Annotated in this window: 19 protein-coding genes; 5 read left to right on the top strand and 14 right to left on the bottom strand. The window is 68.1% G+C overall.

The window, feature by feature from the left end; genetic code table 11:
- Positions 1–60 precede the first annotated feature (60 nt).
- Together ACLVWQ_RS24395 and ACLVWQ_RS24390 are read right to left on the bottom strand one after the other, a co-directional pair.
- Positions 61–936, bottom strand: coding sequence for a rhamnogalacturonan acetylesterase (locus ACLVWQ_RS24395; protein WP_414111290.1), 876 nt, complete (start codon positions 934–936; stop codon positions 61–63).
- Between the two features lie 402 nt (positions 937–1,338).
- A complete protein-coding gene (locus tag ACLVWQ_RS24390; RefSeq protein WP_414111337.1) occupies positions 1,339–2,016 on the bottom strand; it encodes a nitroreductase in 678 nt (225 codons plus the stop codon).
- A gap of 97 nt (positions 2,017–2,113) precedes the next feature.
- Here ACLVWQ_RS24390 and ACLVWQ_RS24385 point away from each other — a divergent pair, with 97 nt between their 5' ends.
- Positions 2,114–2,704 (top strand): TetR/AcrR family transcriptional regulator, encoded by a 591-nt coding sequence (locus ACLVWQ_RS24385; protein WP_414111289.1) that lies wholly within the window; start codon positions 2,114–2,116, stop codon positions 2,702–2,704.
- 39 nt (positions 2,705–2,743) lie between these two features.
- On the opposite strand, the gene ACLVWQ_RS24380 is transcribed toward ACLVWQ_RS24385, so the two are convergent.
- The 4 genes from ACLVWQ_RS24380 to ACLVWQ_RS24365 form a co-directional block, all read right to left on the bottom strand.
- A complete protein-coding gene (locus ACLVWQ_RS24380) occupies positions 2,744–4,102 on the bottom strand; it encodes a DUF222 domain-containing protein (protein ID WP_414111288.1) in 1,359 nt (452 codons plus the stop codon).
- 565 nt (positions 4,103–4,667) lie between these two features.
- The gene (locus tag ACLVWQ_RS24375) at positions 4,668–4,865 is read right to left on the bottom strand and encodes a hypothetical protein (protein WP_414111287.1); all 198 of its coding nucleotides are present in this window, start codon (positions 4,863–4,865) and stop codon (positions 4,668–4,670) included.
- Between the two features lie 217 nt (positions 4,866–5,082).
- Complete coding sequence (locus ACLVWQ_RS24370; RefSeq protein WP_414111286.1) at positions 5,083–5,298, bottom strand: DUF397 domain-containing protein; 216 nt, start codon at positions 5,296–5,298, stop codon at positions 5,083–5,085.
- Positions 5,295–6,143, bottom strand: a complete 849-nt coding sequence (locus ACLVWQ_RS24365) for a helix-turn-helix domain-containing protein (protein WP_414111285.1) — start codon at positions 6,141–6,143, stop codon at positions 5,295–5,297. The genes ACLVWQ_RS24370 and ACLVWQ_RS24365 overlap by 4 nt, the downstream gene beginning before the upstream one ends.
- A 253-nt stretch (positions 6,144–6,396) precedes the next feature.
- Here ACLVWQ_RS24365 and ACLVWQ_RS24360 point away from each other — a divergent pair, with 253 nt between their 5' ends.
- The gene (locus ACLVWQ_RS24360; RefSeq protein WP_414111284.1) at positions 6,397–7,008 is read left to right on the top strand and encodes an ATP-binding protein; all 612 of its coding nucleotides are present in this window, start codon (positions 6,397–6,399) and stop codon (positions 7,006–7,008) included.
- A gap of 93 nt (positions 7,009–7,101) precedes the next feature.
- Here ACLVWQ_RS24360 and drmB read toward each other — a convergent pair whose 3' ends face one another.
- From drmB to ACLVWQ_RS24335, 5 genes are all read right to left on the bottom strand, one after another.
- Positions 7,102–8,970, bottom strand: a complete 1,869-nt coding sequence (gene drmB / locus ACLVWQ_RS24355) for a DrmB family protein (RefSeq protein WP_414111283.1) — start codon at positions 8,968–8,970, stop codon at positions 7,102–7,104.
- Positions 8,967–12,221, bottom strand: a complete 3,255-nt coding sequence (locus ACLVWQ_RS24350; RefSeq protein WP_414111282.1) for a helicase-related protein — start codon at positions 12,219–12,221, stop codon at positions 8,967–8,969. Before ACLVWQ_RS24350 ends, drmB begins: the two co-directional genes overlap by 4 nt.
- Entirely contained in the window at positions 12,218–14,122 is a 1,905-nt protein-coding gene (locus ACLVWQ_RS24345; protein WP_414111281.1) for a UvrD-helicase domain-containing protein, read from the bottom strand. The genes ACLVWQ_RS24350 and ACLVWQ_RS24345 overlap by 4 nt, the downstream gene beginning before the upstream one ends.
- Positions 14,119–18,870, bottom strand: coding sequence for a DEAD/DEAH box helicase (locus tag ACLVWQ_RS24340; RefSeq protein ID WP_414111280.1), 4,752 nt, complete (start codon positions 18,868–18,870; stop codon positions 14,119–14,121). The genes ACLVWQ_RS24345 and ACLVWQ_RS24340 overlap by 4 nt, the downstream gene beginning before the upstream one ends.
- Before the next feature lie 110 nt (positions 18,871–18,980).
- The gene (locus ACLVWQ_RS24335; protein ID WP_414111279.1) at positions 18,981–19,115 is read right to left on the bottom strand and encodes a hypothetical protein; all 135 of its coding nucleotides are present in this window, start codon (positions 19,113–19,115) and stop codon (positions 18,981–18,983) included.
- A gap of 514 nt (positions 19,116–19,629) precedes the next feature.
- Here ACLVWQ_RS24335 and ACLVWQ_RS24330 point away from each other — a divergent pair.
- From ACLVWQ_RS24330 to ACLVWQ_RS24320, 3 genes are read left to right on the top strand one after another with little or no spacing between them, the layout of a single operon-like run.
- Entirely contained in the window at positions 19,630–21,777 is a 2,148-nt protein-coding gene (locus ACLVWQ_RS24330; RefSeq protein ID WP_414111278.1) for a helix-turn-helix transcriptional regulator, read from the top strand.
- 3 nt (positions 21,778–21,780) lie between these two features.
- Positions 21,781–22,776, top strand: a complete 996-nt coding sequence (locus ACLVWQ_RS24325; RefSeq protein WP_414111277.1) for a hypothetical protein — start codon at positions 21,781–21,783, stop codon at positions 22,774–22,776.
- On the top strand, positions 22,773–23,651 hold the full coding sequence (locus ACLVWQ_RS24320; protein ID WP_414111276.1) for a DUF6339 family protein: 879 nt from the start codon (positions 22,773–22,775) through the stop codon (positions 23,649–23,651). The genes ACLVWQ_RS24325 and ACLVWQ_RS24320 overlap by 4 nt, the downstream gene beginning before the upstream one ends.
- Before the next feature lie 10 nt (positions 23,652–23,661).
- On the opposite strand, the gene ACLVWQ_RS24315 is transcribed toward ACLVWQ_RS24320, so the two are convergent.
- The 3 genes from ACLVWQ_RS24315 to ACLVWQ_RS24305 form a co-directional block, all read right to left on the bottom strand.
- Entirely contained in the window at positions 23,662–25,176 is a 1,515-nt protein-coding gene (locus ACLVWQ_RS24315; RefSeq protein WP_414111275.1) for a DNA cytosine methyltransferase, read from the bottom strand.
- Positions 25,177–25,285: 109 nt separating this feature from the next.
- Positions 25,286–26,257 (bottom strand): DNA cytosine methyltransferase, encoded by a 972-nt coding sequence (locus ACLVWQ_RS24310; protein ID WP_414111274.1) that lies wholly within the window; start codon positions 26,255–26,257, stop codon positions 25,286–25,288.
- 2 nt (positions 26,258–26,259) lie between these two features.
- A complete protein-coding gene (locus ACLVWQ_RS24305) occupies positions 26,260–26,655 on the bottom strand; it encodes a very short patch repair endonuclease (RefSeq protein ID WP_414111273.1) in 396 nt (131 codons plus the stop codon).
- Positions 26,656–26,712: the final 57 nt, after the last annotated feature.

Genomic DNA, 26,712 nt, shown 5'->3' with positions numbered 1-26,712 from the left:
CCGACGGTTCCGTGTCCCGACGGTCCCGTGTGCCGACGGTGAGCCGAGACTAACCCGCCCCTACCGGACGCCCGGCACCACCTCACCCGAGAGCGGCAGCCCCAGCCCCGCCACGGCCCGGGAGACCAGGCGGGCCATCTCGACGGCGCCGCGCTCCTGGAAGTGGGTGTTGTCCTGGACCCCGTTGGGGAAGTTCGGGTACTGCCCCGCGTTCAGCCACAGGAAGATCCCCTTGGACGCCTCGACGCCGATGCCGTCGAGGTAGGCGCGGCTGGCCGCCGAGAGGTCGACGAGCGGGGCACCCTCCTCCTGCGCGACCGCCTTCGCGGCGTTCACGTACTCGGGGAAGGAGACGTTGAACTTCCCGGTGGACGCGTTGTAGGAGCGCCGCGAGACGGGTGTCACGACGACCGGGGTCGCGCCGAGCGCCCGGGTCGCCCGGATGTAGTCGTTGCGGAGGTACTCCTTGTAGTCGGCGGGCGATGTGTACCGCTCCGCGTTGCCCACGGTGGCGTCGTTGTGCCCGAACTGCACGAACAGGTAGTCGCCCGCCCTGATCACCTGATGGATCGCGGCCAGCCGCCCCTGCTCGATGAAGGAACGCGAACTGCGCCCGCCGATCGCGCGGTTGGCCACGGTGATGTTCGAGGTGAGGAACGAGGACAGCTTCTGCCCCCAGCCGGCCTGGGGGTAGTAGCCGGAGTTGTACGTCTGGGCGGTGGAGTCACTGGCGATGTAGAGGGTCCCGGTCGCGGCGGCGGTGGTGACGGCGGCGGCACTGGCGGTACCGGGCAGCAGCCCCAGCGCGCCGAGCGCCCCGGCGCCGGCAGCGCCCGCGGCTCCGATCAGAAACCGTCTGCGACTGCCGTCACCGGGGCTGCCGTCACCAGGGCTGCTCTTGCCGGTACGGGGGTGGGGGGTGGCATCGCGGCTCATATGACCTTCCCTGCACAGGAGTTGAGGAACTGTCGCAGGGTGGTGGCAGCCGTCAGGGGAAAGGTTGCCGGTCGCTGAGCGGCGAGGCCCCCTCCGAACCGATCAGCCGCAGAGCGTCACGTCGACGCTGTCGCCGATACTCACGGTCTTCGGGCTGTGCGGGCCGACCGAGAACACCGCGCCCAGCTTCCCGCACGTGCCGCAGTCCACCTTGTTGACGTTGACCGTGCCGAGCTCGGTACGGGTCTTGAGGAACTGCCCCTTGACGTCTTCCAGGCTCGCGCCGGACGACGGATCGGGTGACGGATCGGTCTACCACCAAGCCGTCCTTGCCCTCCGGACCCCAAGACCCGGACGGACCGGACACCCCGGCCCGCGATGAAGCTCCCGGGGGACGTCCGGTCAACGATGGAATCGGGTCGTCTCCCCGAGAGGCTCCCGGCCGGCGGCGACCGTGTTGACCGCGGCCGCGGGATCGGCGTAACCGAACGCGATTCCGAACAGCAGCTTCCCGCCGGTGAGGCTGAGTGTCTCGCGCACCGTGTCGGCGAAGAAACTCATCAGCGCCTGGGGGCAACTGGCCACCCCGTAGGCGCTGAGGGCCAGCAGCAGCGTCTGCGCGTACATACCGACATCGGCGGTCAGTCGAGGGTCGCCCGAATCCGGTGCGAACACCATCGCGACGTGGGGTGCGCCATAGAAACTGAGGCTCTGGACGTCGTACGCGGCGCGCAGCTCATGGTCGTCGCGGTCGATGCCGAGCGCGCCGTAGAGGGCGGCGCCCATCGCCGCACGCCGCTGCTGGTGCGCCGGCGAGAAGGTGTCCTCGCTGAACGGGAAATCGACGGTCCGCCGACCGGCCCGATGGGCGGCTATGAGCGCCTCGGCGAGATTGTCCCGCGCGGCCCCGCTGGCCACCTCGACCTGCCAGGGCTGGACGTTGGAGTTCGACGGCGCGGCACCCGCCAGCCCGAACGCGGCCTCGATCGTCTCGTCCGGAACAGGATCGGGCAGGAACGCCCTGGTCGCGCGCCGCCCCCGGATGAGCTGCTCCGCCGCACGGGGGAGCCCACTCGTCATCGTTGTCACGCTCTCTCCTTAAGTACACGTTCACGTTTACCAGCCAGACCGTAGCCGAATCCCGGCACCATGTAAACGCTGCCGTATACTTGGGCGTATGAGTGACGAACCGGTACGCAGGGCCGGGCGGGGCGGCAGGGAGCGGGTACTCGCCGCCGCGATCAGCCTTTTCGCGCAGCGGGGCATCGCCGCGACCACGATGGAGGATGTCGCCGCCGAGGCCCCGGTCTCGAAACGCACCCTCTACGCGCACTTCCCCACCAAGGAAGAGCTCGTCCTGGCGCAACTGGACCACCTCCTGAAGTCCGGGATGACGATGCTGGAGACTTTGAGGCGTACCGACATCCCGCCCCGCGACCGGCTCCTCGCGATGTTCACCGTGTGGCCGTGGCCGGACGGCGTCGTCCGGGGATGTCCGTTCATCGGCGCCGCGGTCGAACACCCCGACCCCACCAGCCGGGTCCACCACTTCGCACGCGAACAGAAGCACGTGATGCTCACACTGGTGACGGGCCTCATGGACGAGCTGGGCATCGCCGAACCGGAACTGCTGGCCGAGCAGTTCGTCACCCTCGCCGACGGCGTATCGAGCCGCGCGATGGTGCTCAACGACCCGGACTACGGCCGCCACGCCCGCGCGGCAGCCGAGACCCTCCTGGAACACGCACCACGCCGCCCCGCCGGCTGAACCCTGCAGGCCCAGCCGGAGGAGGCAAGGCGGCACACCTCACCCACGGAGCACGGGCGGCGGCTTGTTGACGTACCTGTGCCCGGTCGGGGCGGTCCAGACGGCGGCACCGGTGTGGGGATCGCGGGTAACTCTCCACCCCGGATGATGAGTCTTGAGCCGATGATGGCGCCGACATAGCGGCTGAAGATTCTCCGGCGTGGTCGGTCCACCCCGCTCGGGATGCTCGTGGTCGAAGGGCCGGACATGATCGAGATCGCAACGCCGGGCGGGCATCCGACAGGTGGGAAAGGCGCAGTACTGATCCCGGGCGACAACGTGCCGGACCGTGTCCGCGGTGGGCCGATAAGTCAGGGGATCGGCTTTCACCAGCAGCCCACTTTCAGGCCGAACGACAAGCCGCCGCCAGACGCTCCCGGCAGCGAAGGCGATCTCCCTGACCTGAGAGGCGCTGATGGGCCCGTACCCCTTGAGCTCCCCGGCCCCGTCATCGAGCCCCATCAGTACATCGAGCGGCACGGTGACGTGAACGACAGCGGCGCCCGTACCGGCACCCGCTTGCCCGACAGCGCCCTGCCCACCGGGTTCCGGCCTGACGACCAGGTCGTACAACGCGTCGGCCCGCTTCTGATCCAGGGTGCGTCCGTCGTCCCCGTACCCGACGGCGTACGCCTCCACGACCTGCTCCATCACCGCGGCGCGCTGAGCGGGCAACACGGCCCCGAACAGAGCCATCCCGTCCTCCTGCGGATAGGACAACAACTTCCGCTCCCGCACACGCTCCTGATGACGAGCTTCGGCTCCCGCCGGGTCAACGCGATGAATCTGCCGCCGCACAGCGGCCCGAGTCTGCCCGGCGGCCTGCTGAGGCATTTTCTCTGCGAGAGCCTCCTCGACCCGCCCGGCAAGGACCGGCGTCAACACGGAACACTGGTCAGCCACGGTCCGGGCCTGCTGGTACGAGATCTCCCCGTCGGCCAGCAACCCCAAGGCGACCGGATGCCGACGGCTCAGCAGCCGCGCGGTCTCCAGCCGCTGAGCCGCAGTGGAGTTGGCCAGCCTCAGAGCACAGGCGACTTCCTCGACGGCACAGTCCCAGGCGCCAAGAAAGACGGCATCCATATCGACGCCCCCGGCCGGAGCAGCCTCTTCCGGAACCTCGCTCGGGACATCGGTGTGGGCGGAAATAGCATTCAGCAACTCAACTTGCTTGGCCTGCATCCAGGACAGATGCCGCTCCACCACGGCGAGGGCATCGATCCGCCCACGAGGAGAAAGCCACTCACTCCGCAGGTCGTCAAGCGCAGCCGCGGACTCACCACAGGGTGCCTGCTCCCGCAACAACGCGGCCCAGTCGTCCAGGCCCGCAACCCCGACCCCACCGTCCACCACACCCACCCCCCTCCAACCACCGAACCCCAACTCCCGCGGGGACACGACGAACTCACGCTCCCCACCCGGCGAACCAGACGAGCCGCTCCCTCGATTATTGCTCACGCTGAGTGATAACACCAGGGTGATTCTGCAATCACGGCAACAGCCAGTAACCGCGAGGGGGATCGGGAGCCCCGAGCGAGCGCGACGATCGGCGGAGGGGAACCCCGCACGACACACGCCAGAAACGCCGAAGGAGAGATGGACCCCACAGACGGCGGAGAGCCGCCGACCGAACCCGGCGTGCAGGCGAGACGAGCCCGCGCCCGCAACACCGCCCCACGGCCTGTCCGACCCGCCCGCATCCTTGCCCGCCGGGACCCGCCTTTCCAGGCCGCACGCTCGCTTCTCACCCGTGCTTCCGTGGGCCGGGTCAAGGGTGAAGCGCAGCGGAATCGCCGCAGGCGACGGCCGGAGGCCGCCCTTTACGCGGCCCACGGAAGCACGACACTGCCAAGAAGCGGGCGGCCCGACCAGCACTGTGGAAACAGAGGCACACGAACACCCGCCCACACCCCACGGCGGCCGCCTACTGGTAGCAGCCTCCGACGCACAGCACGGTGAACGCGGTTTCGTCGGCTGCCGCGGAGGCGGTCTGGTGAGCGGTGGCCGCAGGGGTCTTGCTGGTTTCCCAAGGCATGGGCGCGGCCATGGCCTGAGGGGCAAGGGCGGTGAAGGCTGCGGTGGCCACGAACACGGCGGCAATCGCCCGCTTGCGTAGACGCATGTGAACTCCTCAATCAGCGAACGGTCAGTGACGTTCGGCGGCCGTCACACTGCTCGGACGGGCCGCTACCGCTGGCTGCCAGTCTTGCCGTGTATGCAGTCCCAAGCCAGGTTCGTGCGAGGAGTTCGGCGCATCTCCATGCGATCACCGCGAATGGCGGATTCCGTTCCAGGATGGCCAGACAGCAACTGCTGTGACGCCCACTCTCACGGCCGTGTCACTCCGTAAGGGCGCGTCCTTCCAACGCCCGTATGAACACTGCCCAAGCACCCGAGCGAACGACCACAACCGGCCCGCCCGTCCGCTTGGAGTCGCGTACGTGCAAGCGGTCGTCCATGCGGGCGCACTCGACGCACTCGCCGCCGGCACCGTTGCTGTAAGAGGACTTGAACCACGACGACGGGACTTCGGGAGCAGACCGCGCAATCTTCATCGTGCGTATTCCTTAAGAACGGATTCGACCAGCCGGGCAGATCTCTGAGGACTCAGGGCGGCGGCCCTCAAGCCGTCGAACGCCCTGGTGTACTCCCGCACATGATGCTCCCCTTCGAGGTAGACGGCATCGGTGATGCCGTCCCGGTAGACGATGTCCGGGTCCTCCTGGTCGGGGAAACCGAGCATCGTGAATGAACCCGTGGCCGGGTAGGTGCCTGAATCGAACGGGAGGACCTGAAGGGTGACGCTCGGCAACTCTGCGGACTCCAGGACACGTTCGAGTTGCTCCCTCATCAACGCTCGCTCGCCGATGACATTGCGGAGGGACCCCTCGTTCACGACGAACCAGGCGTCCGGAGCCTTGGAGCGGGTCAGCATGACCTGGCGCTCCATGCGTACACGCACTGCCCGGTCGATGTCCTGGGCGGGCATATGGGCCCCTGCCTTGTGAAGCTCGCAGGCGTACGCCGGGGTCTGCATGAGCCCGGGAAGCAGTTCGCACTGGTACTGGCGGAACGTCGAGGCTTCCTGCTCCAGGCCGATGTAGATCGAGAACCACGGGGGCACCCCCGTTCCGTGTTCCTGCCACCAGCCGCGCGTCTTGGCCTGGCGCGCAAGAGACTTCAGGAACTCCCGCAGCTCGTCGCCGGTCTCGTAATAGCGGCACAGTGCGTCGATGTCGGACGGCTGGACCCTGCCGCTTCCCGTCTCCATCCGATTGACCTTGGAGCCGCTCCAGTCCAGCGCCGCACCCACTTGGGCACAGGTGAGGGCGTTGGCCTCGCGCAGCTTCTTCAGCTCGATCGAGAGACGACGACGGCGTGCCGTCGGTGAACCCGCCATGCCCAACACCCTTTTCAGTAGCCGGCATTCAGTTTCGTGCCAAGGGGCATGCTTGCCAATCACTCAGAAGTGGGAATCCCTCCGTGCACATTGCATTTCGGGATGAGCGCAGGTCATTCTTCCGGTGGTGCAACTCACTGTGAGTGCACGTAACTCTCCGCCGATCACGAGATCGGAGGAGCGACATCCGACTGGAGGGGTCTGCGTGATCCGGGAGGCGTGCGTGTCACGAGAGCCGTGGAAACATCACTTCTTGGCGGAGCCCGAGGAGGTGTCAGAGGTACGGCGTGTTCTGCGGGGCCACTTGGGGCTCTGGGACTTGGAGGAGCTCATCGACGCTGCCCAACTCTGCGTCAGCGAGCTGGTCTCCAACGTGATCACCCACGTCGGACCCGGTACCCCCAGTACGCTCGCCGTCTCCATGAGGGGAACCCGTCTGCGCATCGAGGTCCATGACCCCGACACCCGTGCTCTGCCCACGCTCGTCGCCGGAGGAGCCGATTCCGAGACGGGGCGGGGTCTGGAGCTCATCACCGCCATGGCCGACCGTTGGGGCGTTCGGCTCCTCGATGACCGGAAGGCGACGTGGTGCGAGCTGGCCTCGGTGCCGGCTGCACGCAACGGTGATGTCGCAGCACCCGGTGTCGTGAGAGCCGAAGCCCTGTTGGACCTCTATGCGGAGGTGAAGCTGTCGGACGAGCCCGAGTCGACCCGGCTGAGCACGGCCCTGGCCGAGGAAGCGGTGATCGATGTGATCACCGACTTCCTCCACTGGCTTCGGGCGCACGGCTGTGACGAGGAAGAGATCCTGGACCGGGCTCAGCGGCGTTTCGACAGCCAGTCGGCGACCGTCGTGGTGAGTTGAATGGGGGTGCTGTCCGTCACCGGTCCGAGCTTGTCCTCGGATCGGATCCGGAGCGAGCGGCCTTCTGCGCTGCCCCTGCGGCCGGACGGGAGGTCACTGCTCCACCATGTCCGCGAAGAAGCCCAGACGGGGTTCGTCCGGGGTGCCGACGAGCAGTGCGCGGTCCAACAGGATGTTGTTGTGCTCGCAGCTCGTCTCCGGGAGCATCACACAGGCGTGGCAGGCCGCGAGGTTCGTCCCACCGGTGCCGGACGCCTCGGTCTCCATGCAGAGTGGATCGGAGGAACACCACTCGGCGCGGCGGACGGCCGAGCGGACCGCGCGGTCGAGGAGCGCGGGTTCACCTTGAGCGACAAGGCCGCCGAGACTGCCCGCCGAATCGCTCGTCGCCGTGTAGATCAGCACGCCCGCCATGTCGTCGTCGGCGTACAGACGTTCGCGGAGAGCCGCGGCAGGGTATCCGGCCTCCAGACTCCATTCGTTGATGAGGACGTGCGCCAAGGTGTGCAGCAGAACCATGCGCGGAGTGACGGGGGAGGGGGCGGCCTGGCCTTGCTCTCCGGCCCGCTGCTCCAGTACTCGCTGGTGAGCGGTGCGCATCCGCTCCGTCCGGGCTGCTATGGCCACGGACTTCTTCTCCCAGGTGTCGAGTCGGTTCTCGTCCAGCCGGAGGAAGACCCCCTCGCCGTGGACCTCCATGGCCGGGAGCCATCGCATGCGAGCGGCGGAGAGCGGCATCTCGTGAGACTCGGCGGACGATTCGGGGTCGACGAGGCGGGTGAACGCCTTCAAGGCGCGTACCTCGCGGAGCTTCTTGACCAGCATCGGGCCGGTGACGCCCAGCGGGTCGAGCACACCCGCGTCGCCCAACGGGGTCTCGCAGATGAACTGTTCGTCGCGGGAGTGTTCGCTCTCGTCGTTGCCCGAGCGGAGACGCTCGTACTCCTTGTTGCGCAGGGCGCGGTAGCGGTGGTCGAAGGAGTGGTCCCCGCTGCCGTCGGGGTCCTCCTCGCGTTCTGCGTCGAGCAGTGCCATCACGTCGTCCAGTGGGACGGGGCACTTTCCCTGGAAGGCGCCTTGGAGGTAGATGCCGACGTGTTCGCGCGTGTCGTACTCGCGGAGCGCTCCCCAGTGTTCGGCGAGCGGATCAGCGCGGCCGTTGCTCCACGGCGGGATGGAGAGCGCCGACCTCAACACCGGTTGCCACACGGCGGAGGAACCGCGTTGAAGCGTGCGCAGTGGGAGCCCGCAGCCCCCGGCCTGAGCGGACGCGCCGAGCCAGGGCTGGGTTCCTCGGCACTTGAGCCCGAGATCCTTCAACGCGTTCCTGCGGAAGGAGCCCTCCATAGAGACTTCGGGAGCCTTTCCGCAGGTGCACGAGACGAGAATCGAGCGGAGCGAGGACGTGCGCCCGGACGAGCGCAGCCTGAGCTTCCCGCCGCACTGCCCGGCGGCCTCGGCCCCGTGCTCGGGGGAGCGGTGGACCCACTGCCAGTACGGGAACTCACCGAGGTGCCCGGCCTCGCACGCGACGACGAAGCGGGATGGGATGAGGTCGACCTCGCACGTACCGCACACGCTTCGCCCTTCGGGCGGGTTGAAGTCGCGGTGGCGCTGGAGTTCCATGCATTCGGGACAGGAGTGCATCAACGGGAAGCGTCGGACCCGCATGCCGTCCTTGCTGTCGTCGTCGGAGGCCGGCGGCAGTCGGAAACAATCGACGTCGAGCAAGCGGGCCAGCCGTCGTTCGTGTACCTGTGGGGACTCGTCGGCCTTCCAACTCTTCTCGGCGTAGTCAAGGCCGGAGACGACGAACGACTCGTGGTCGACGGCGATGAGCGATCCGACACCGTACGTGGTGATCGCCTGGGCGCGGCGGACCGTGCCACGCCTCGGCAGGTTGTGGACGGGCGTTCCGCCGTTCGCGGTCGAACGGCGCCGACGGGCGGGGGGCGGGGTCATCGGGTTCCTTCCATGAACAGGGCGGACTCGGCGTCGACGTCGCGCAGACTCCACAGCGTGGACCATGCCTCGGCGCCCTCGGACTCGTCGTCGTACGACTTCAGGAGCGAGGGGGCACGGTTGCCCCGTCGAGGTTCGAAGAGCAGTCCGGTGTGGTTGTCGGCTTCCTCGCACCACCAGTCGACGAACTCGTCGAAGGCGTGGGAAACGGCATCGAGCTCCGTCCGAGTGACCGCGCGGACGCGGCGCAGCAGGATGTCCTTGACCTCACCCCGGACAGTGTCCTCGTACGACTCGATCGCCGCGGCACTGTCGTTCGGACGAGCTGCCGGGATCAGAATGCGGGTGAGGGCCACGACCACCGCGTGCAAGCCCCGCTCGCGGGCGCGCGCGGAGAACGGGGTGACCGATGTGGACTCGACCTCCCGGTAGAGCGCCGAGTGGAAGTGCTGGAAGCTTTCGTAGTGGGAACGGTCCCGGGATCGCGCCGAGTTGAGCATGACCGCGACCAGACCGGGGTGCGCGCGGCCCACCCGGCTGGTGGCCTGGATGTACTCGGCCGTCGTCTGCGGTTGACCCATCACGGCCATCAGCCCGAGGCGATCCACGTCCACGCCCACCGCGATCATGTTGGTGGCCAGGAGGACGTCCACGGTGTCCTCGTCGGGCAGCTTCTTCTCGATGCCCTTGAGCCGGGTCGGGATCTCACTGGCGTCGACTCGGCTCGTCAGCTCCGAGTAGTTGGCGACCGACCGGGCCGTCACTCCCTCTCGCTCGGCGAGCAGTTCCAGGTAGGCCACCACGTCGTCGTGGACCTGCAGTTCGGCCGCCGACAGCAGACGAAGGCTGTTGAAGTACCCGACAAGGCTCCAGTACGCGTCACGCACCTCGTCCTTCGTGTCCGCGTGCTTGGCCCGGTGCAGCAGGGTGGCGTAGGTGCGGATCAGCAGGGTGGACTGGCTGGTACCGGGAGCGAAGAGACCGACGTAGCGCCGGCTCGCCTTCTCCTCGCGGGGTGTCTCGACTGCGAACCACGAGTCGCGGGAGTCCAGGCCGGCGGGTGGGAACTGCCGCACTTCGCGGGCGAAAAGGTGACGACCCTGGTCGGCGGCGCGGCGGATGGTCGCTGTGGAAGCGATCACCTTGGGGTGGTCGGAGAGGGCGTCCACGGCGGTCTCGTAGAGACCGGTGAGTGTCCCCAACGGGCCGGAGATCAGATGGAGTTCGTCCTGGACGATCAGTTCCGGGGGAGGGGTGCCGTCGGCAGGGTCGTCGCGGTTGAAGAGTGCTGCGGTCGCCGGCCGCCACGGCATCGAGGCGAACTTGTCGACGGTGGCGATCACCAAGGTCGGTCGTGCGTCGTACACCGCCTCGTCGACCAGGTGGACGGGCAGGCCGTCGGCGAAGTCACAGCCCTTGCCGGGACAACGGACGTACATCCGCCTGGCGTCCTCGTCGACCTCGTAGTCGCGGGCGTCGAGACGGGTCCCGCACCAGGGACAGGCGTGCAACTGGACCGGGTTCTCGGTGGCGAGGCGCTTGTCGAGACTTCTGCGCAGCTCGCCGAGCTTCTCCTCGGCCTTGGCCAGCGTGTTGGGGGTGGCCGAACGGCCCACCCACATACCGACGGAGAACGCTTCGTCGCCCAGCTCGGGTGTGCGGCGCCGCATCTGCTCCATGGCGCAGAGCAGGATCGCGGCGCGCTCGAACTGCTGGAGAGTGAGCAGGCGCAGCGTGTAGCGCATGAGGACGGTGACACCGCCGCCGTCCGCCCCCTTTCGGATGCGACGCAGGAACGCCGTGAGGGCGATCAGCCCGAGGTAGGCCTCTGTCTTGCCGCCACCGGTGGGGAACCACAACAGGTCGGAGACTTTTCGGTCGTGGTGCTCGGAGTCGTCGATGCCGGCCAGACAGAGCAGCACGAAAGCGATCTGGAAAGGGCGCCAGTGGCCGGCGGCCAGGTCGGGGGTGCCGACGCGTCCGTCCTTGACCCATTTGCTGCGGGCGCGCTGCTCCGCCATGGCGCGGTTGGCGTACCGGAAGGCCCGCAGTACGTCGGGCTCGGTCCGCAGCAGATCGATGCCCTCACGGATCCGATCGAGTGCCTCGCGGCAAGCTTCCACCTGGTCCCGCGCGGGTGTCTCGTGGTGGCCGCCCACCAGGTCCTCCGCCTCGGCCGCCTTGCGGGAGATCCACCGCTCGTAGCCGTCGGCGAGGTTCTCCAGAGTGGTCAGGATCTCCGTGTCGGCCGACTCCGCCAGTCCCAGCATGGACAGAGCCGAGCTGTCGATCTCCGGGTTGGAGTCGGTGAGCAGAACCTCCACGGACGGTACGAACTGGCTGCGAATCTCGGGGACCGCTGCGTCCACGGTTTCGGTCAGACCGATCGACGTCGGGGCCCAGTCCCACTCGGCGGAGCAGCCGTGTCCGACGGCGAAGGTCGGGGCATGGCGGTGCAGCAACCGACTTGTGGCGATCTCCGAGTCGTGGGCGGTGCCCGGAGCGGGACGCTCGACGAACGCCGTGGAGCCGTCGGCGGTCCGTATCGTCAGACCGCACTGGAACAGGGAGAAGGCGTCCTGGAGGTCCCACTTGCCGACCCTGTGTTCGTTGACCAGCGTCACGGTGATCGTGACCGTGCCGGTGGTCGGGTCGGGCCGTCGAACGGTGACGCGTAGGGCGACCCCGTCGTGCAGGTCGTGCCGCGCGTTGCCGACAGGTGCGGTGACGTCGACCTCGTGGTTCGGGAGTTCGAGTTCCTCGCGTCGCCAGTGTTCCTGCTGGTCGGAGGTGCTGCGGGCTTCGGCGCGGCGAGGTTCGACCGGGCTGCCCGCGGTATCGGTGGGCCGGTAGACGGCGGCGCGTGCCGAGATCAGGATCGTGGCGCTTATGCCTGGATGCACCGCGAAGGTCAGACCCATCGAGGACGGACGGCGATCGCCGGACCTGCCGAGGTCCTGCGCGGTGCCGGCTTCCTCGACATCGTCGCGGACCAGCAGTGGCGCGACGTCCAGACCGTCCTGCTCGGAGACCTCCTCCTTCTTCCGCTCCTCCGCGTCCTTGTCCGCAGCCCGCGGGTACAGCACGCCGGTCAGGTAGCGGTCGATCGGCGCGTCCTGGGTGAGCACCTCGCCCCGGTCCTCCGGTCCGGCGTCCTCGGCGGGGCCGAGGAGTTCACGGCGGAGCCCGAGCAGGAGATCCTCGTCCCGGACCCGGTAGTGCTCGGAGTGCCCGTCGGTCCCGTGCGTCATGCGCGCTGCTCCTCGTCGTTGTCGGCTCTCCGGTACCGGCCGATGCCGGTGATCCGCGGGGCGATCCACATGCCTCGGTCACCGAGTCCGGCGTTGGCACCGGCGGCGGTGCTGCCCGTCACGCTCTCCAGGGTGTCGATCCGCAGACCGTGGATCTCGTCGGGCCACCAGGGCTCCCAGGCACGGTTCACCTTCTGCACCTGGAACAGTTCCTCGCGGAACCGCTGTGACGCCTCGCCGATCTCCCGCCGGTCGTGCATCAGGACGTACGGCGGGCTCTGCGTCTCGCCCATCGGTACGTCGTGGCGCCTGCGCAGCACCACTTCCTGCCCGGGACGGACCTGTTCCAGAAGATATGCCTGGGTGGCGGAGGCGTCCGTCTCGTGGTCGGGCGGATCGTCCCGAGACACGTCGCTCGCCGCGGCGACGATCCCGTACCTGTCGTACGACCGCCACGACCCGACGTAACGGCGGCCCTCGCGCCGATGTCCTGCCCGTCTGAGATGCGGCAGCTCGGGAGGGTTCACGTGGTACAGGTCGTGGCGGGCTCGTGTCATCGCGACGTAGAGGGCGCGGGCCTCGGCGGGGAGGTCCAGTTCGTCCTTGTACCGCTTGTGGAGTTCCGCGACCGTCGGCGGAGACAGGACGATCACCCGGTCGAACTCCAGCCCCTTGGCCCGGTGCACGGTCGAGACGACGATGCGGGCGGTCTCCGGGTCGGCCGCCTCGTCCGGGAACCTTCCGTCGGCGACCGCGCGGCGCAGTCGGTCCGTGTCGAGCACGCCTCGCCCGGACCCGCGAGCGACGCGACGCAGCGTGGTCCACAGGGTGGCCGCGTCGGGTTCGTACGGCAGGGGGATCTCCGCGAGGAGGGAGCGGAACCTGTCCTCGGTGAGACCGGTCGCCTCGGTACGTCGCAGCAACTCGGCCACCCAGTACGGCACCGGACGCTCTTCGAGGGGGCGCCTCAGCAGGTGCTCGATGCCGTGCGCGTGCAGCAGGCCGGACACCACGAGGGCCTCGCTGTTGTCGCGGGTGAGGACGGCACAGGTGTCGGAGAGCTTCCGCAGACCGTCCAGGGTGAACTCGTCGGTGAGGTCGCCCATGCCGTTCGCCGGGTCCAGCAGGAGGTCACGCAGTTCGTCGTAGCGCGTTCCCGCCTCGTCGGGGTCGGTGAGCTGTTGGAGCAGGGGGCCGTGCGCCAGCGCGATGCGGGCCTCGGCGGTGGTTGCCCGGAAGTTCTCGGTGAGACGCAGCTCCACCAGGTCGTCGGGGTACGAGAAGCGCAGCCAGTCGAAGAATCGGCCGGTCTCGTCGACCCTTTCGCCCGGGTCCGCGATCTGGAAGCCGTAGACGGACTGGGCGGCGTCCCCGACGACGGTGAAGCCGCAGCTGTCCTGGTACCGGTCGAGCAGCGTCTCCACCAGCTCGCGGCGGCCGCCCAGCAGGTCCTGGACCTCGTCGATCATCACGTGGGCGGGCGGGACGGCGTCGCCGATCTCCAGCGCGCCCTTCTCGACCGCGCGGGTTGCGGCGGCGATCCGCTCCTCGAAGCCGACCGCTCCCCACTCGCCGTCGGGATGTGCGCGGAGGAGTACCTCGTAGGCCCAGGCGTCGAAGGTCCGGGCGCGCACCCGGCGGGCCCGTTCTCCGTGCCGGGAGATCCGCTCGCGCAACTCGCGGGTGGCCGCCCGCGAGAACGTGAGCACCAGGATCTCGGCGGCCTCCAACGCCTCCTCCGGGTCCTGCCGACCGCACAGTGCGTCGAGTCGACGCACCAGGGTGTGCGTCTTTCCCGCCCCCGCCCCGGCGGTGACCAGTACGCGCGCGTCCCAGGGTTGCTCGACCACGGCCCGCTGCTCGTCGGTGAGCGGGGGGCTGTCGAGGTAGGCGTCGGTCACTTCCGGCTCCAGAGGTGCTCGAACTGGTTGAAGGCGAGTTGGGTGTCGAAGTTGGCGATGTTGTCGCTGACGTTGAGGATCAGGCAGGTGTCCTTGCCGCCGTTCTTCGGACCACGCAGGCCGCGACCGATCATCTGCTGATAGCGGTTGGTGCTGTAGACCGGGCGGGCCACCACCACGGCACGGGTGGCGGGCGCGTCGAACCCCTGGGTCAGGACACCGTAGTTGGTGAGCACCTGGATCCGACCGGAGCGGAAGTTCTCGATGCGCCGGCGCCGGTCCTGGGGACTGGTGGTCGAGTCCACAGCGGCGGCGGGGATCCGACGGTCGTTCAACATGGCCGCCAGATACTTCGCATGATCCACGGAGGTGGCGAAGAGCAGAGTCGGCCAGCCCTCCGGCAGGCCGGCCACCTCGTCGACGATACGGCGGCTGCGCGCATGGTCGTCGGCCAGGCGTTGCTCGGCGGCGCTGGAGAGGGTCGCCATCCGGTCGGCCTGTACCTTCTCCTCCCGCGTCAGCTCGATGCTGCCGCCTTCCAGCGTGCGGTGCTCGACCTGGGCGAGCATTCCCCATTCCTGGAGATCCCGGTAAGGATCTCCGGAGGGGAAGACGCCTTCGTCGAGGCGCCGGTTGCCGAAACGGCCGGCGAGCTGACGGGTCTCCTCCTCATTGGTGTTGCGGAACGGAGTGGCTGTCAGACCGAGCAGATGCCGTCCGATCTCGTACCGCGTGAGTCCCAGCAGGCCCAGAATCTGGGTGTACCGCTTGGAGGTGGCGGTGTGCGCCTCGTCCACGATCACCAGCGTGGCCTGCCGCAGCCAGGCGTACTGATCGGTGTCCAGACACCGCTCCAACTTGGCGTCCGTGGCGACGACGAGATGTGGGTGGTCGACGACGTTGCCCACCTCGTGGCTGCCCGACAGCCGACTGATGGTGAGCGGTCCTTCCGCGCCCACCTTGTTCCACACGAACTTCCAGCTCTGCACGGCCTGTTCGCACAACTCGTCGGTCTGCGCGATCCACAGCAGCGGGCCGTCCAGGGCGCCCACCCGTTTCACCCAGCGGATCACGGCCTCGGCGGTGACACGGGTTTTGCCGGCGCCGGTCGGCAGGGACAACATGCCGCGCTGCGGCGCCAGTCGGTCGAGCAGCGTGGAGATGTTCCGGACCAGTTCCTCCTGGTAGTCGTGGAGCCGGGGGAAGTCCTTCGGGCCGTCCACGGTCTCGGAGGCGGGCGGAGCCGGCGTCCTGGAACCGGCGAAGGGCGCCGGCAGCCTCAGGTCCGACACGAAGGTCACGGCCGCCGACGAACCCCCGTAGGCCACAGGCGCGTTGGGGTACTGGGCCTGGATGTCCCGGGCGTGCTGCTGGAGCACTCCGTCGCCGTGCGCGTTGAAGGCCATCTGCGCGATCCGGTGCCCCGAGGGCTCCGTACCGCCGGTCGACTCCAGTTCGGCCTCCATCAGTCCTTCGGGCAGTCCGGAACGCAGGGCTTCCGCGCCGACCAGCAGCTCGATCTTGGTGACCACGTCGTCCGCGTCCCGGACGGCCTTCAGGGCTGCCTGGGTCCTGCTGTCCCGTGCCATCCGCTCCTGGTGCTCCAGGACCGCCCGGCAGCCGGCTGATCCGAGTCCGAGCTCCAGCTCGCGGTCGATCAGGCGGAGCATCGGTTCGGGTTCCAAGGGGACACGGACCTTGACCGTGGTGCCCTGGCGTACCGCGTCCAGAGGGCGGGTCTTCGCGGCGTTCGGGGTCCGGGTCACCTCTTCCAACTCACTGCACCGCTGCACGACGGTGTTCCGGTTGCCGCTGCTCAGCCGCTGGCGCAGGCCCGGGTACAGCTCCACGAGCGGGACCGGGTCACCGTCCGGGGCCTCCCGGGTCTCCCTGGTGATCGCGTCGGCATAGCGCCTCATGTCCCACTTCTCGACCATCAACTCGGCGTCCTGGGCTGTCGCCACGAGCAGAGCGGGGAGTTGTTCCGCGCGCAACGCCCGGTACTCGGTCGTGCCGACGGCGACGGTGATCTCGTCGTCGGGGCGGGTGTCCCAGGTGTCGCCGATCCGGCAGCGGGTCAGTGAGTCCTCGGGGAAGTCGGCCCCGAACCGGGTGAGCATCACGTAGGTGTTGCCGACGAAGGCGTCGTCCTCGCTGCGGGTCACGTCCGAGAGGAGGGTCTTCCAGCGTGCGGCGGGCACCTCGTCGACTGTGGTGGGCAGACGCAGCTTGCGGGCCTTCTCCGGAGAGATGTCGGCGACCGACAGAACATCGCGGTAGGCGGCGAGCTGGGGTCCGACCGCTTCGACCAGGGGCTTGATGCCCTGGGAGGTGGACACGACCCCGTGCTTCTTGAGCATCCAGCGGATCGGCGACATCACGGCCTGCCGGGTGCTCGACTGCGCACCGATCTGACGCGTCCAGTTGTCCACCACCGCGTCGTCGGGCAGCGCCTTGAGGAAGGCCGCTCGGGACTCCTCGGAGAGCGACCGGAAGAGGTGCAACGGGCCACCGATCGCGGACCCCTCCACCTTCATACGGTTGATGGTCGGGCGGGGAGCCCGCTGGTCCAGACTTCGCAGATAGGCGGAGTGGACTGCTTCCCGATACTCGTCGAACCAGCTCTCGCCCTCCGGGCGCACCGAGGTGGACGGCCGTTCCCGCAGGCCGATCTCGCGGAAGAAGGCGAGGTCGTCGGAGTGGAAGCGGGTGTCGACGGCGATGCTCGGGTCCCGTTCCGTGTCGACCACCGCGCCCGGCAGCATGCAGTCGCGGACGGGACGGAACTTTCCGTCCGCGGTCCGTACGCGCAGGGTCTTCCGGGCGTCCGGTACGAGTCGGAGCACGGTGTGGGTCAACTGACGCCCGCCCGCCTGGCGGAACAGGTCCCAGAAACGCTCCCATTCGGAGCTTCCGTAGCCGCCGAAACCCTGGTCGAGGATGCTGATGAACCGGCCCTCGGCATCCGCCTCCCGGATGCCGAGCAGGTTGAGTGCGGCAGCCAGATCCTGCCTCCGCGCGATCTCCCCGACCACGTAGACCAGGGATTCGCGCAGCCCGTCCTCGTCGGCGCGGCGGTACACCTGACCGGGGACCGGGGGGACCAGACCGTGTTCCTCGGTGAGGACGATCTTCGCTCTGCGGGCTTCCTCGGCGTACGGCGACCCGGCCTCGACCATGTCGGCGAGAATGCGGATCGCCGTCGCGGACGCCTCGGCGGTCCCGCACTCGACCAGTGCCTCCAGCCACGCACGCACATCGGCCCGCTTGTGTCCGGCCGCGACGAGAACGTGCTCGACCTTGCCCGAACGCAGCGTGTCGGCCTCGGCGTTCGGGTGCAGCCAGTTCGACGGCCGGCCGGGGGACTCGTGCCACATCCGCAGCCAACCGACACTCCGTTCCTTGTCGAGACGCGGAGGGACACACAGCTCGACGGGGGCGCGCAGCACACCCTCCTGGTCGGGCAGCGACGGACGAACCGCGGCCCGCTCCCAGATCTCCCTGGTCAGGAACTCGTCGGCCCAGCTGATGGCTTCCTTCACACGGCCGGGCAGCAGTGGGAGGTATGCGGCGGGGTCCTCGGCGGGGGCCAGGTGAGGGAGGGAGTCGACCACCAACCCCGCCGAGACCTTGACCATCTCCTCGTTGAACGGCGAGGAGTCGAGCAAGTTCTGGCGATCCTCGTTCGTCTTCCAGGCACCGTTGAGGATGCCGCTCAGGGACATCTCGTACTTGGTCGGGAAGAAGGACCAGAAGCGCCCGCGTCCGCGCGACTGCGGGCTGACGTACAGCCCGCTCTTCTCGTCCTTCTCCAGCGCCGGCACCGCCCAGGCGAGGTCCAGGGCGAGCCGGTCGTGCAGTTCACCGGCGTCGGCGCGCGCGGCGCCACCGGGTTCGTGCGTGGTGGAGAAGACCCGCCAACGGGCAGTGACCGGCTGTCTGTTCGTCCGCTCCTCCATCACGGTGTGCAGGTCCCCGGACCGCTGGGCGGTCAGCACGCGACGGACGGCCGGGCGGGGCCGGCGGTCCTCGAGCACGACCTTAGCCACATGGGGGGAGAGGAGCTGGAACCCGAGCGGGAACTCCTCACGGGCGGAACCGGCGGCCGTCCGTCCGCCGTGCATGTCCAGCGCCAACCTGCCGGCGGCACCGGTGAGCAGGGGCAGACGGACGACGGTCGTCGCCCAGCGCAGCAGTTCGTCGAGGACGGGATCCTGAGCGCGCTCGGCGTCCGCGTCGAGGGGACGCGCCATGCGTAGCACCGGCGCCTCGAACTGATCGCCGAGGCGCTCCCGTACACCGGGAACCGAACGGATCTTTTCCAGTGCCCATTCGCGGTCGAATCCGAAGGAGCCGGAGCTACTGAAGAACTGTGGCGTGTCGGTGACGACCAGAACGGATTTCACACCCACGCCGAAACGACCGATCTGACCGCCTCGCTTGCGCGACATGCTCATCCGGAGAATGGTCTCGGCACCTTCGGGGGTCACCGGGTCACCCTCGTTGGCGCAGTAGAGGTGCGTTTCGGTGAGGATGACCTGGACGGAACCGCCGGGCTCCGCCGAGATCTCGTCGGCCGCGTTCTGCACGAGTTCGAAGAGTTGACGGTCACCGTATCCTCCCTGCGTGATACGGCGTTCTCCGTTCGCGTGTTCCGGGACGAGACCGGGATCGACCGCGTAGGTCTGCAGGACGCGTGAGGACTGTTCGATGACGGTGGGGACAACCGGCGGCGGGGAATCGGACATGACTTCTTCACGGCTCCTGCGGTAGGTGGAACAACGCAAGCGGACGACAGGGGCGAGCATGGGAGTCGTCCTGTTGACCTGTGACTATGTGCTTCGACGATCTGCGCGGTTCAGTCGTCGTGGGGACCGATGGATCCGGATCCGTGTCCGAAGAGTTCGTCGAATTCCTCGATCGTCGTACCGAACGAGTCGAGAATCTGCTTTTTTACCAAGTCGGAGCTGGCCAAGGAGAGATCCAAGGACATGGAGTGAATTTCACGCAGCGAATGAGGAGTGCAGTGGTACAGAGGTTCCGTCTCCTCAGGAGGGTCTTCCATGGGAACTTCGCGTCCTCTGGTCGTGGTCGTCGATCCCCGTACCGCAAGCACGTTCGGGGTCGTTCAAGTGTGAGAGGGCACAACTCACCCGTTTGACACAGGAGTTCCTGAGTGAGACGGACGCTTCCGCTGTTGGCGATCCTAGAGCGCTTCACCCATTCGTGTAAATCCCAATACCTGGGCGCAGTAACGGAGTTGACCTCTCCGATTTGCAAGGAGCGTTTGCGGCAGGGATTTGTCGGTCGCGTCATGCGGGGCCCGCCGCTCGTGCGGCACTGTCGGATGGAATGCCCATATCGGGCGCATAGGTCAAGTTGGACAGTTAGTACTCTGTGGGGCCGGTCGAGCTGTTGTCAAGTTCCAGTTGACGTAGGTCTCGATGTCAAATTAACCTGCCCGTGACTGTTGGCACAACGACATACGGCAAAGAGTGGGAGGCCCCATGGAGGCCGGCGAAGAGTTCGGGCCCTGGCTGTCCCGACAGCTCAAGATCGCGGGGAAGACGCAGGCCGAGCTGGCCGACGAGCTGGGGTTGACCAGGGCCGCGGTCTCGGCGTGGATCACCAGGCGCTCGGTGCCACGTCCGACCGTCATGGGGGAGATCGCCAAGGCGCTCGGCACGGACCTGGGTACGGTGCATACCCGTACCACCGACACGCAGAGCGGTCTCCCCATCACCTGGTACCACCGACCCGGTTACCAGGACGGCGGGCGCGACGGCGGGAACGCCGCTGCCTTCGCCTTCGACGCGGACGTCCAGGTGCTCGCGCGCGAGACCTGTCAGAACAGTCTCGACGAGAGAGTCGTGGAGAACGGCCGTCCGGTCCGCGTGCGCTACACCATCCACGAACTCACCGGCGAGAAGCTGGACGCGTTCCGTGCCGCTGTCCTCTGGGACGAACTCCAGCCCCACTACCTGGCCGTCTCCGAAGCCGCCGCCGATCAGAAGGTCGGACGCGTCGTGGACGCCGGCGTACGCGACATGTTCGAGAAGGGGCGCTTGGTCCTTCTACGGATCGACGACTACAACGCGTCCGGTCTCACCGGCGACGACTACGACGACGGCAAGTTCGCGGCCGTCGTCCGCCGACAGTTGGAGAGCCTCAAGTCGGGTCGAGGGGCGGGCGGTTCCTTCGGGCTCGGCAAGGCGACGCTCTGGGCGACCAGCGCGCTCGGGATGGTGCTGATCAACTCCACGCTCTCGGTCCCTCACGAGGGCCGCACCGAGCGCCGTGTCATCGGACGACTGGAGCTGCCGTGGCGTTCCGTCGGCGGCAATCCGTACGCCGGCCCCGCCTGGTTGGGCCGCCCCGACCCCGAGACGACCGGCGCGGAGGTGGTCCGTTCCTGGTGGGCGGACGAGAAGACGGTCGAGAGCCTTCACCTCACCCGCGACGGTGACGAGCCGGGCACGTCCTTCCTCATCGTCGGCGCCCACGACGTGGCGAGCCTCGAACAGGGGAGGACGGACTCGACGGACGACGAGGACGAGAACGGGCGGGACGACGACGGGATCCGCGACATCCGCGTCATGCACCGACGCCTGGTCGAGGCGCTGAGCCGGGACTTCTGGGCGGCCATGACCGGAGGCGGCGGCAGACTCCCGCTGTTGGAGACCTCGGTCCGCACGCTTCGCAACGACCAGGTCGTCATCGAGGAGGAGAAGGTCGACCCCACCGACACCCAGCCCTCGCGTACCCGGGCGCTGCGCGCGTTCTACGAGGGAGCGACCGTGGACCGGCTCACCGAGGCAGGGCAGGTGGCTCTTCGCACCGTGCCGCTCCGGCTGCCGCTGTCCGGAGGGCGGCGTGGCACGCTCGGCACGCACCCGGGGGTGCTCCTGGTCACGGAGGCGGAGGACAAGGACGGCGACCCGAACCAGGTCCACTCGCTGCGTGGCAACCGGATGACCGTCAAGGAGTCCGGCGTCTTCGGGTTGCCGCTGGGCGTCACCTCGTTCCAGGCCGTTCTCCTGCTGGGGCAGGCGGCCGGGGAGTCGGCGCCCTTCGCCGAGGAGGCCGAGGAGTTCCTGCGTGCCGCCGAACCACCCGAGCACGACCGTTGGGGGCAGACCGAGGAGTTGACCCTCCGTTGGTCGCACACCGCGCACAACCGCATTTCCAGATTGACCACCGAGGTCAACGCGGGAGTGAAGGAATTGGTCGTCCGGCCGAGGAGCGCGCGTTCACAGGAGAGTGCCAAGCTGCGCAAGAAACTCACCGTCCCGCGCAAGGGCACCGTGCCCAAGCGTGGATCCGGGGCGGCTCTGCCCGAACTGGACAAGCTGGATGCCGAGATCGGCACCGGTGGGGAGTGGCGGATCACCGCCGAGGTGAAACTGCCACGGGCCGACGAACTGCCCGCCATGAAACCGGTGGTCCTTCTCGACGTCCGGTCGGGAAGCCGACCCAGGCTCGACTGGGCGGAACTCACCGCGGTGGAGGGGTGCGAGGTCGAGGGCGGGGTGCTTCGCTTCACGCCGCGCGCCCGTCGAGCCGTCTTCCGGGGCTCCACAGACGCCACCAGCCATCCGGTCCGCACCGAACTCACGCGGCTCGTTCTCGAACTCCGTGCCGGCACAGGGGAGTGAGGCATGAAGTTCTACCCGTACAAACGACTCAACCGCCCGATCGTCCTGAGGGTTACCTCGGCCTCCCTCAGACTGCCAGACGGCACTCACGACCACCTGGACACCTCCGCCTACTCCACCCCTCAACGGACCGTGGCCCTGGGCGTTGCGCAGCACGAGGACTGGGTCTCGGCCAGAATCGGCCTGTCCGCCACGCTGCCTCCCGGCGCTGACGATCCCGACGGGCCGTGGAGCGACCTGAGGGTCCTGGCGGTACTCACCGAGGGCGCCACCAACGTGCGCACCTCAGTAGACCTGAGGCAGGACGCTCCGCGTAGCAAGGAGTGGTCCGGCGAGATCGAAGTGGTCCGCGACAACCATGTGGGCCGTGCCTCCTTGGCGGTCCACGCCGTCGCGACGGTCGGCGACGTCGAAGGTCGGGCGATCACGGAGACGGACAGCGACTGGACGGTCGACGTCTCCGCCGAGGAGCCGCTCGGTGGACTGCGCCTGGACGTGAGGCAGGCGAGCTTTTCCAAGAGCGCGCGGGAATGGTTGCGGCCCTACTCCGACGTTCCCTGGGTGATCGACGCCTCGGGTCGGCTGCCGTTGGTGATGATCAACACCGACGTCGAGGGTTTCTCCGATCTGCTCGGCGGCGACAGCGGCGGGATCGAGAACAAGATCCATGAGCTGCTGGTCGCGCAGATGGCCACCGACGTGTGGACCGCGGTGTTCCACAGCGCCGTGGGTGATCTGGAGGTCGAACCCGACGGCTCGCCCGTCTTCCCCACCGACTGGCGGGGGGAAGTGCTGCGGGAGATGCTCCCCGACGTGGTCCCGGGCCTCCGCGTGGAGGAGGCGCTCCGGCAGGTCCACCGCCGTCGGACCGGCGACTCGGGGTGGGTGGAACTTCAGACTCGTGTCCATTTTGCCGCCGTTCGCCGAGCCGGCGCGAAGAAGACGGTCACCAACGTCCTGCGCACATTGCAGCAGATGAATCGAGAGGCCGGCACGTGATCGAGAAGCCCCGTTACATTCCCGAGCGGCTCGGACTGCTCTCCGCGGCGGCCGCCGACCCCTTCCTCACCGAGGACCTTCTCAGCGGAGCCCGCGGGCACGGGGGCGTCGACCTGGCCAAAGTCGTCGAACCTCTTCCCGAGGACGACGCCCGGTGGGAGGCGGAGCCTCTCAGGGATCTCGTGGACGACGCGAAGCACCAGTTCGAGGACAACCGGACGGACGCCGACGGCTGGTTGGCGCCCCGATTGCACGCGACGTTGCGCCTCACCCGGCGTGAGGCCGCGGACCAGCGGCTCTGGAACCATCTCGCACTGGCTGTCGCCCCGGACTACGTGGCCTTCAGACATCCGCCGACAACCCCACGTGGTGGGGGAGTGCCGCGGATCAACCGGGAACGGTTCAAGGGTGCGTCGGACCGGCAGTGCTTCTCGCGCCTGTGGTGGGCGGCGGAGATGTTCCGTAACGGCAAGGACTACTCTCCGGTGATCGCGGCCTGCGCCAACCAGGACCTGATCCACTCCGCGCTCAAGCGGGACGTGATCGACCATCGCCCCACCGCCCTGGCCCTGGTACGTATCCTGGAACGCGGTGTCGCCAGTACCGGGCGGGAGATCGAAGGCCTGATGACGGCGGTCAACGCCGCCGGCGCGACCTTGGTCTACGACGCGTTGGCCCGGGACGAGTCGCGCGATCCCGAGGTGCTGCGCCAGTGGGTCGCGGAGGCCGAGTCCGCTCCCCCGGTGCCGAGGCACTCCCTGCCGGACGGGCCCGACGACGAGCCCGTCCCGGAGGAGTCGTTGGTCGCGCTCACCGACTACTTCGCCGAACTCTTCGAGACCGCCCCGGTCAGGGGCCGGACACTCCAGGATTGAGCGGGAGGGGTCACCTGCCGGTGAGCGGGTGGCCCTTCCATTCGCCGTGCCGGCGGATCTCGACAGGCTCGCCGGGCTTCCAGGCTTCCAGATCCGCGGCGGCCCGCTTCAGCCCGACAGCGGCCTCGTCGCTGTCCGGTCGGGGATCGAGTACGTGCCGCAGCACGTGAAGGGCGAGCCTGGGCGGTACGGCGTTGCCGATCTGCTGCGACACGTCGTTGCCGCTCCAGGGGTATGCGACGGGGAACGTCTGGAGCACTCCTGCCTCGGCAGGGGTGAAGCGATTGGGGACGAGTTCCTCGTCGGTGTCCTGGTGGACCACGCGGTTCCGGGACACCTTCCCGGTGATCGTGGCGGAAGGGGCGTCGTGGTCGCGTCGGCCGCGCGCCTCGGGGACACCACCCGTGCCGTAGTTGGAGACGACGGTGAACGCCGGACGATCGGGCAGTTCCAGTTCCAGTTCCCGCGCGATCCTCCTCGCCCCCGCGAGAGCGCTCTGCATGGAGACCCACGGCGCCTTCGGTGGCAAGGTGATTCGGCCACCGGGCTGGTAGTACTCGTGCGTCTCGGGCACCTGGGGGAAGCCACCGGGACGGAGCGGGGCCTTGCTCCTGAGGGCGCCCGGATCGAACCGGGCCATCAGCACCGCTCGTCGCCGGGTCTGCGGCACGCCGAAGGCCTCGGTGTGCATCAACTGTGTTGCGGTCCGATATCCGAGGGAAGCGAGCACCTCCGCGTACTTCTCCCACACCGGCATCACCGCGCGTACCTGCTCCAGGACGACCGCCTCGTAGGGCTCCGAGCCAGGCCGCCTGCTTCGCTCGATCACCCACCACAGAGGTTGCAGGACCAGCCCTGTCCGCTCGTCACCCAACTCCTCGAGTTGGTCCTTCAACTTGGCGAGCTCACCGTTCAGATCGCTGATCTCATCGAGGAGGCCTTTGAGCTCGGCATCCTGAAACTCTAGGTTCTGCGGGGTCTTGAGCACCTTCAGGATGCCCTTGACCGCGCTCACCGGGTGTCCGAGACGAATCAGCCTGGCCTTCATGGCCTTGCGTCTCACGGCCCTGAGCTCCTCGACCTCGCGCTTGCGGGTCTTGACCTCTGAGGCTTCGATCTCCTTCTGCCGGAGTTCCTCGTGGATCTTCCGCCAGACTCGGAAGATCTCCTTCCATTCCTGGTCCTCGGCGCACACTGCCTCGTGCAAGCGATCGATGTACCGCGCCACCTGATCCAGCGCTCTGCGGCCCGCTCCGTGTCCGGCGACGGTGAACGTCTGGCACGGAGGACCGCCCGTCAGTACCTGGGCGTTCGGGAAGAAGGCTGCGCGATACTGCCGGACATCACCTTGGAAGGTGTCCATCCCCGCCGCACTGCGGGTAGCGCATGCTCCCGCGTCCCATTCGATACCGGTGACCTGGTGCCCCAGAACGTCTGCTGCCACATCCAGCCCACCAGGCCCCGCAAATAGGTCCAAAATGCGAAAAACCGCAGGTGGAGATAGTACCTTTTCGATGTGGCTCATGGGCGTGAAGTGTAGTTGCCGATGCCAGAGGCGTAGGAGTGCTTTGCTCATGGGCAGGGTGGAACAGCCTGCGACGGTGGTACCGAGCATCCCTTACCTGTGGGACCCGTCAGGAGCGGAGCGCATGGGCGATGGCCGAACCCAGCGCCTTGCCCATCGGCGGTGGGGAGGCATGGCCGATCTGTCGGTAGCGGGCCGTCTTCCTCCCGGTGATCTCCCAGTCCTCGGGGAAGCTCTGGAGCAGAGCAGCCTGATCGACCGTGAGCTTCACCATGTGGTCCTTGCCGAGTTCCGGCGCCCACACGAAGTCCGGCCCGGGGATCTGATCGCCCAGCGAGTGGGCGTTCACTCCCAGTTTCTCCCACTTGCGCTTGGTTCCGGAGGGCCCCAGGTCGGCCCCACCGCGATTCTTCGATCCGCCGACCAGCGTCGGCGCCACGGTGGCCGCTCGGGCCACCCACCGATCGGCGTCCCTCCACCCACGCGACCGCATCGAGGGAGCCAGGGCTTCGCCCGCTGACACATGTCGCGTCACAGTCGGGGGAGGCGGCTGAAAAGCCGGGAACCACTGCTTCTTGAGCGCGACCAGCACCCCCTGCCTGCGATCCTGCGGCACGCCGAAGTCGGCGGCGTTGAAGACGAACCAGCTGAACTCGTAACCGAGATGCTCCAGTTCGGCGCGGGCGAACTGGTGGAAGGCGTGGAACTTCTCCGGGTCCGCGAGGCCGGGCACATTCTCGATCAGCAGGGCCCGGGGTCCGACCGCGTGAGCGAGGTACACGGCGGCCTCCAACAGCCGCTCCTCCCTGCCCGACTCGGCGCGGGCGACGGTGGCGCTGGACTTCACCCGCGGCAGTCCCGCGGACAGCAGGTCCACGTCGTAGCACTCGGGGTGTTCGCTCGGGTCCAGGTCCAGGAGGTCCTCCTGAAGCACGTTCCACCGCGGTCGGTTGGCTCGTAGGGTGCGGCAGGCGTCGGCATCCTCGTCCAGGAGCAGCGTCGGTTCGAAGCCGGCCTGCTCCAGTCCCAGAGCGAGTCCACCCGCTCCGGAGCACACGTCCAAGAAGGTCAACCCGCTCACGGCTACGTCCCCCGCCCTCGTCGAACTCTCCGTCGCGTCACGGCAGCCGCGATGCGCAGGGCCACGTCATCCGGCGCCTCGTGCTCCCAGAACCGCAGAACCTCCCACCCTGCCACCACGAGATGGGCGGTGGTCTCCGCGTCTCGTGCCATGTTGCGGTCCAGCTTCTGCCGCCACCACTGTGCGTTCGACTTCGGCTGGGTCGCGTGTTCGGGGCAGCCGTGCCAGAAGCACCCGTCGATCAGTACGGCGACCTTGACCGACGTGAAGGCCACATCGATGCGGCGTCGTGGCATGCCCGGCACGGGATACTCCACGCGGTAACGCAGCCCGGCCGCGTGGAGCAGGCGACGGACCGCCAGTTCGGCGGCCGTGTCCTTGCTCGCTTGCCTGCTCATGCGCGCCGAGACGGCAGGCGTGGACGGCTTCATCGTGCTCAAGGCGGCTGTGCCTCA

The sequence above is a fragment of the Streptomyces sp. CWNU-52B genome (assembly GCF_047444975.1).
In the GTDB taxonomy this organism is placed as follows: domain Bacteria; phylum Actinomycetota; class Actinomycetes; order Streptomycetales; family Streptomycetaceae; genus Streptomyces.
The sequence above is the reverse complement of the archived record's forward strand: the minus strand, read 5'-3'. Positions and strand labels throughout refer to the sequence as shown.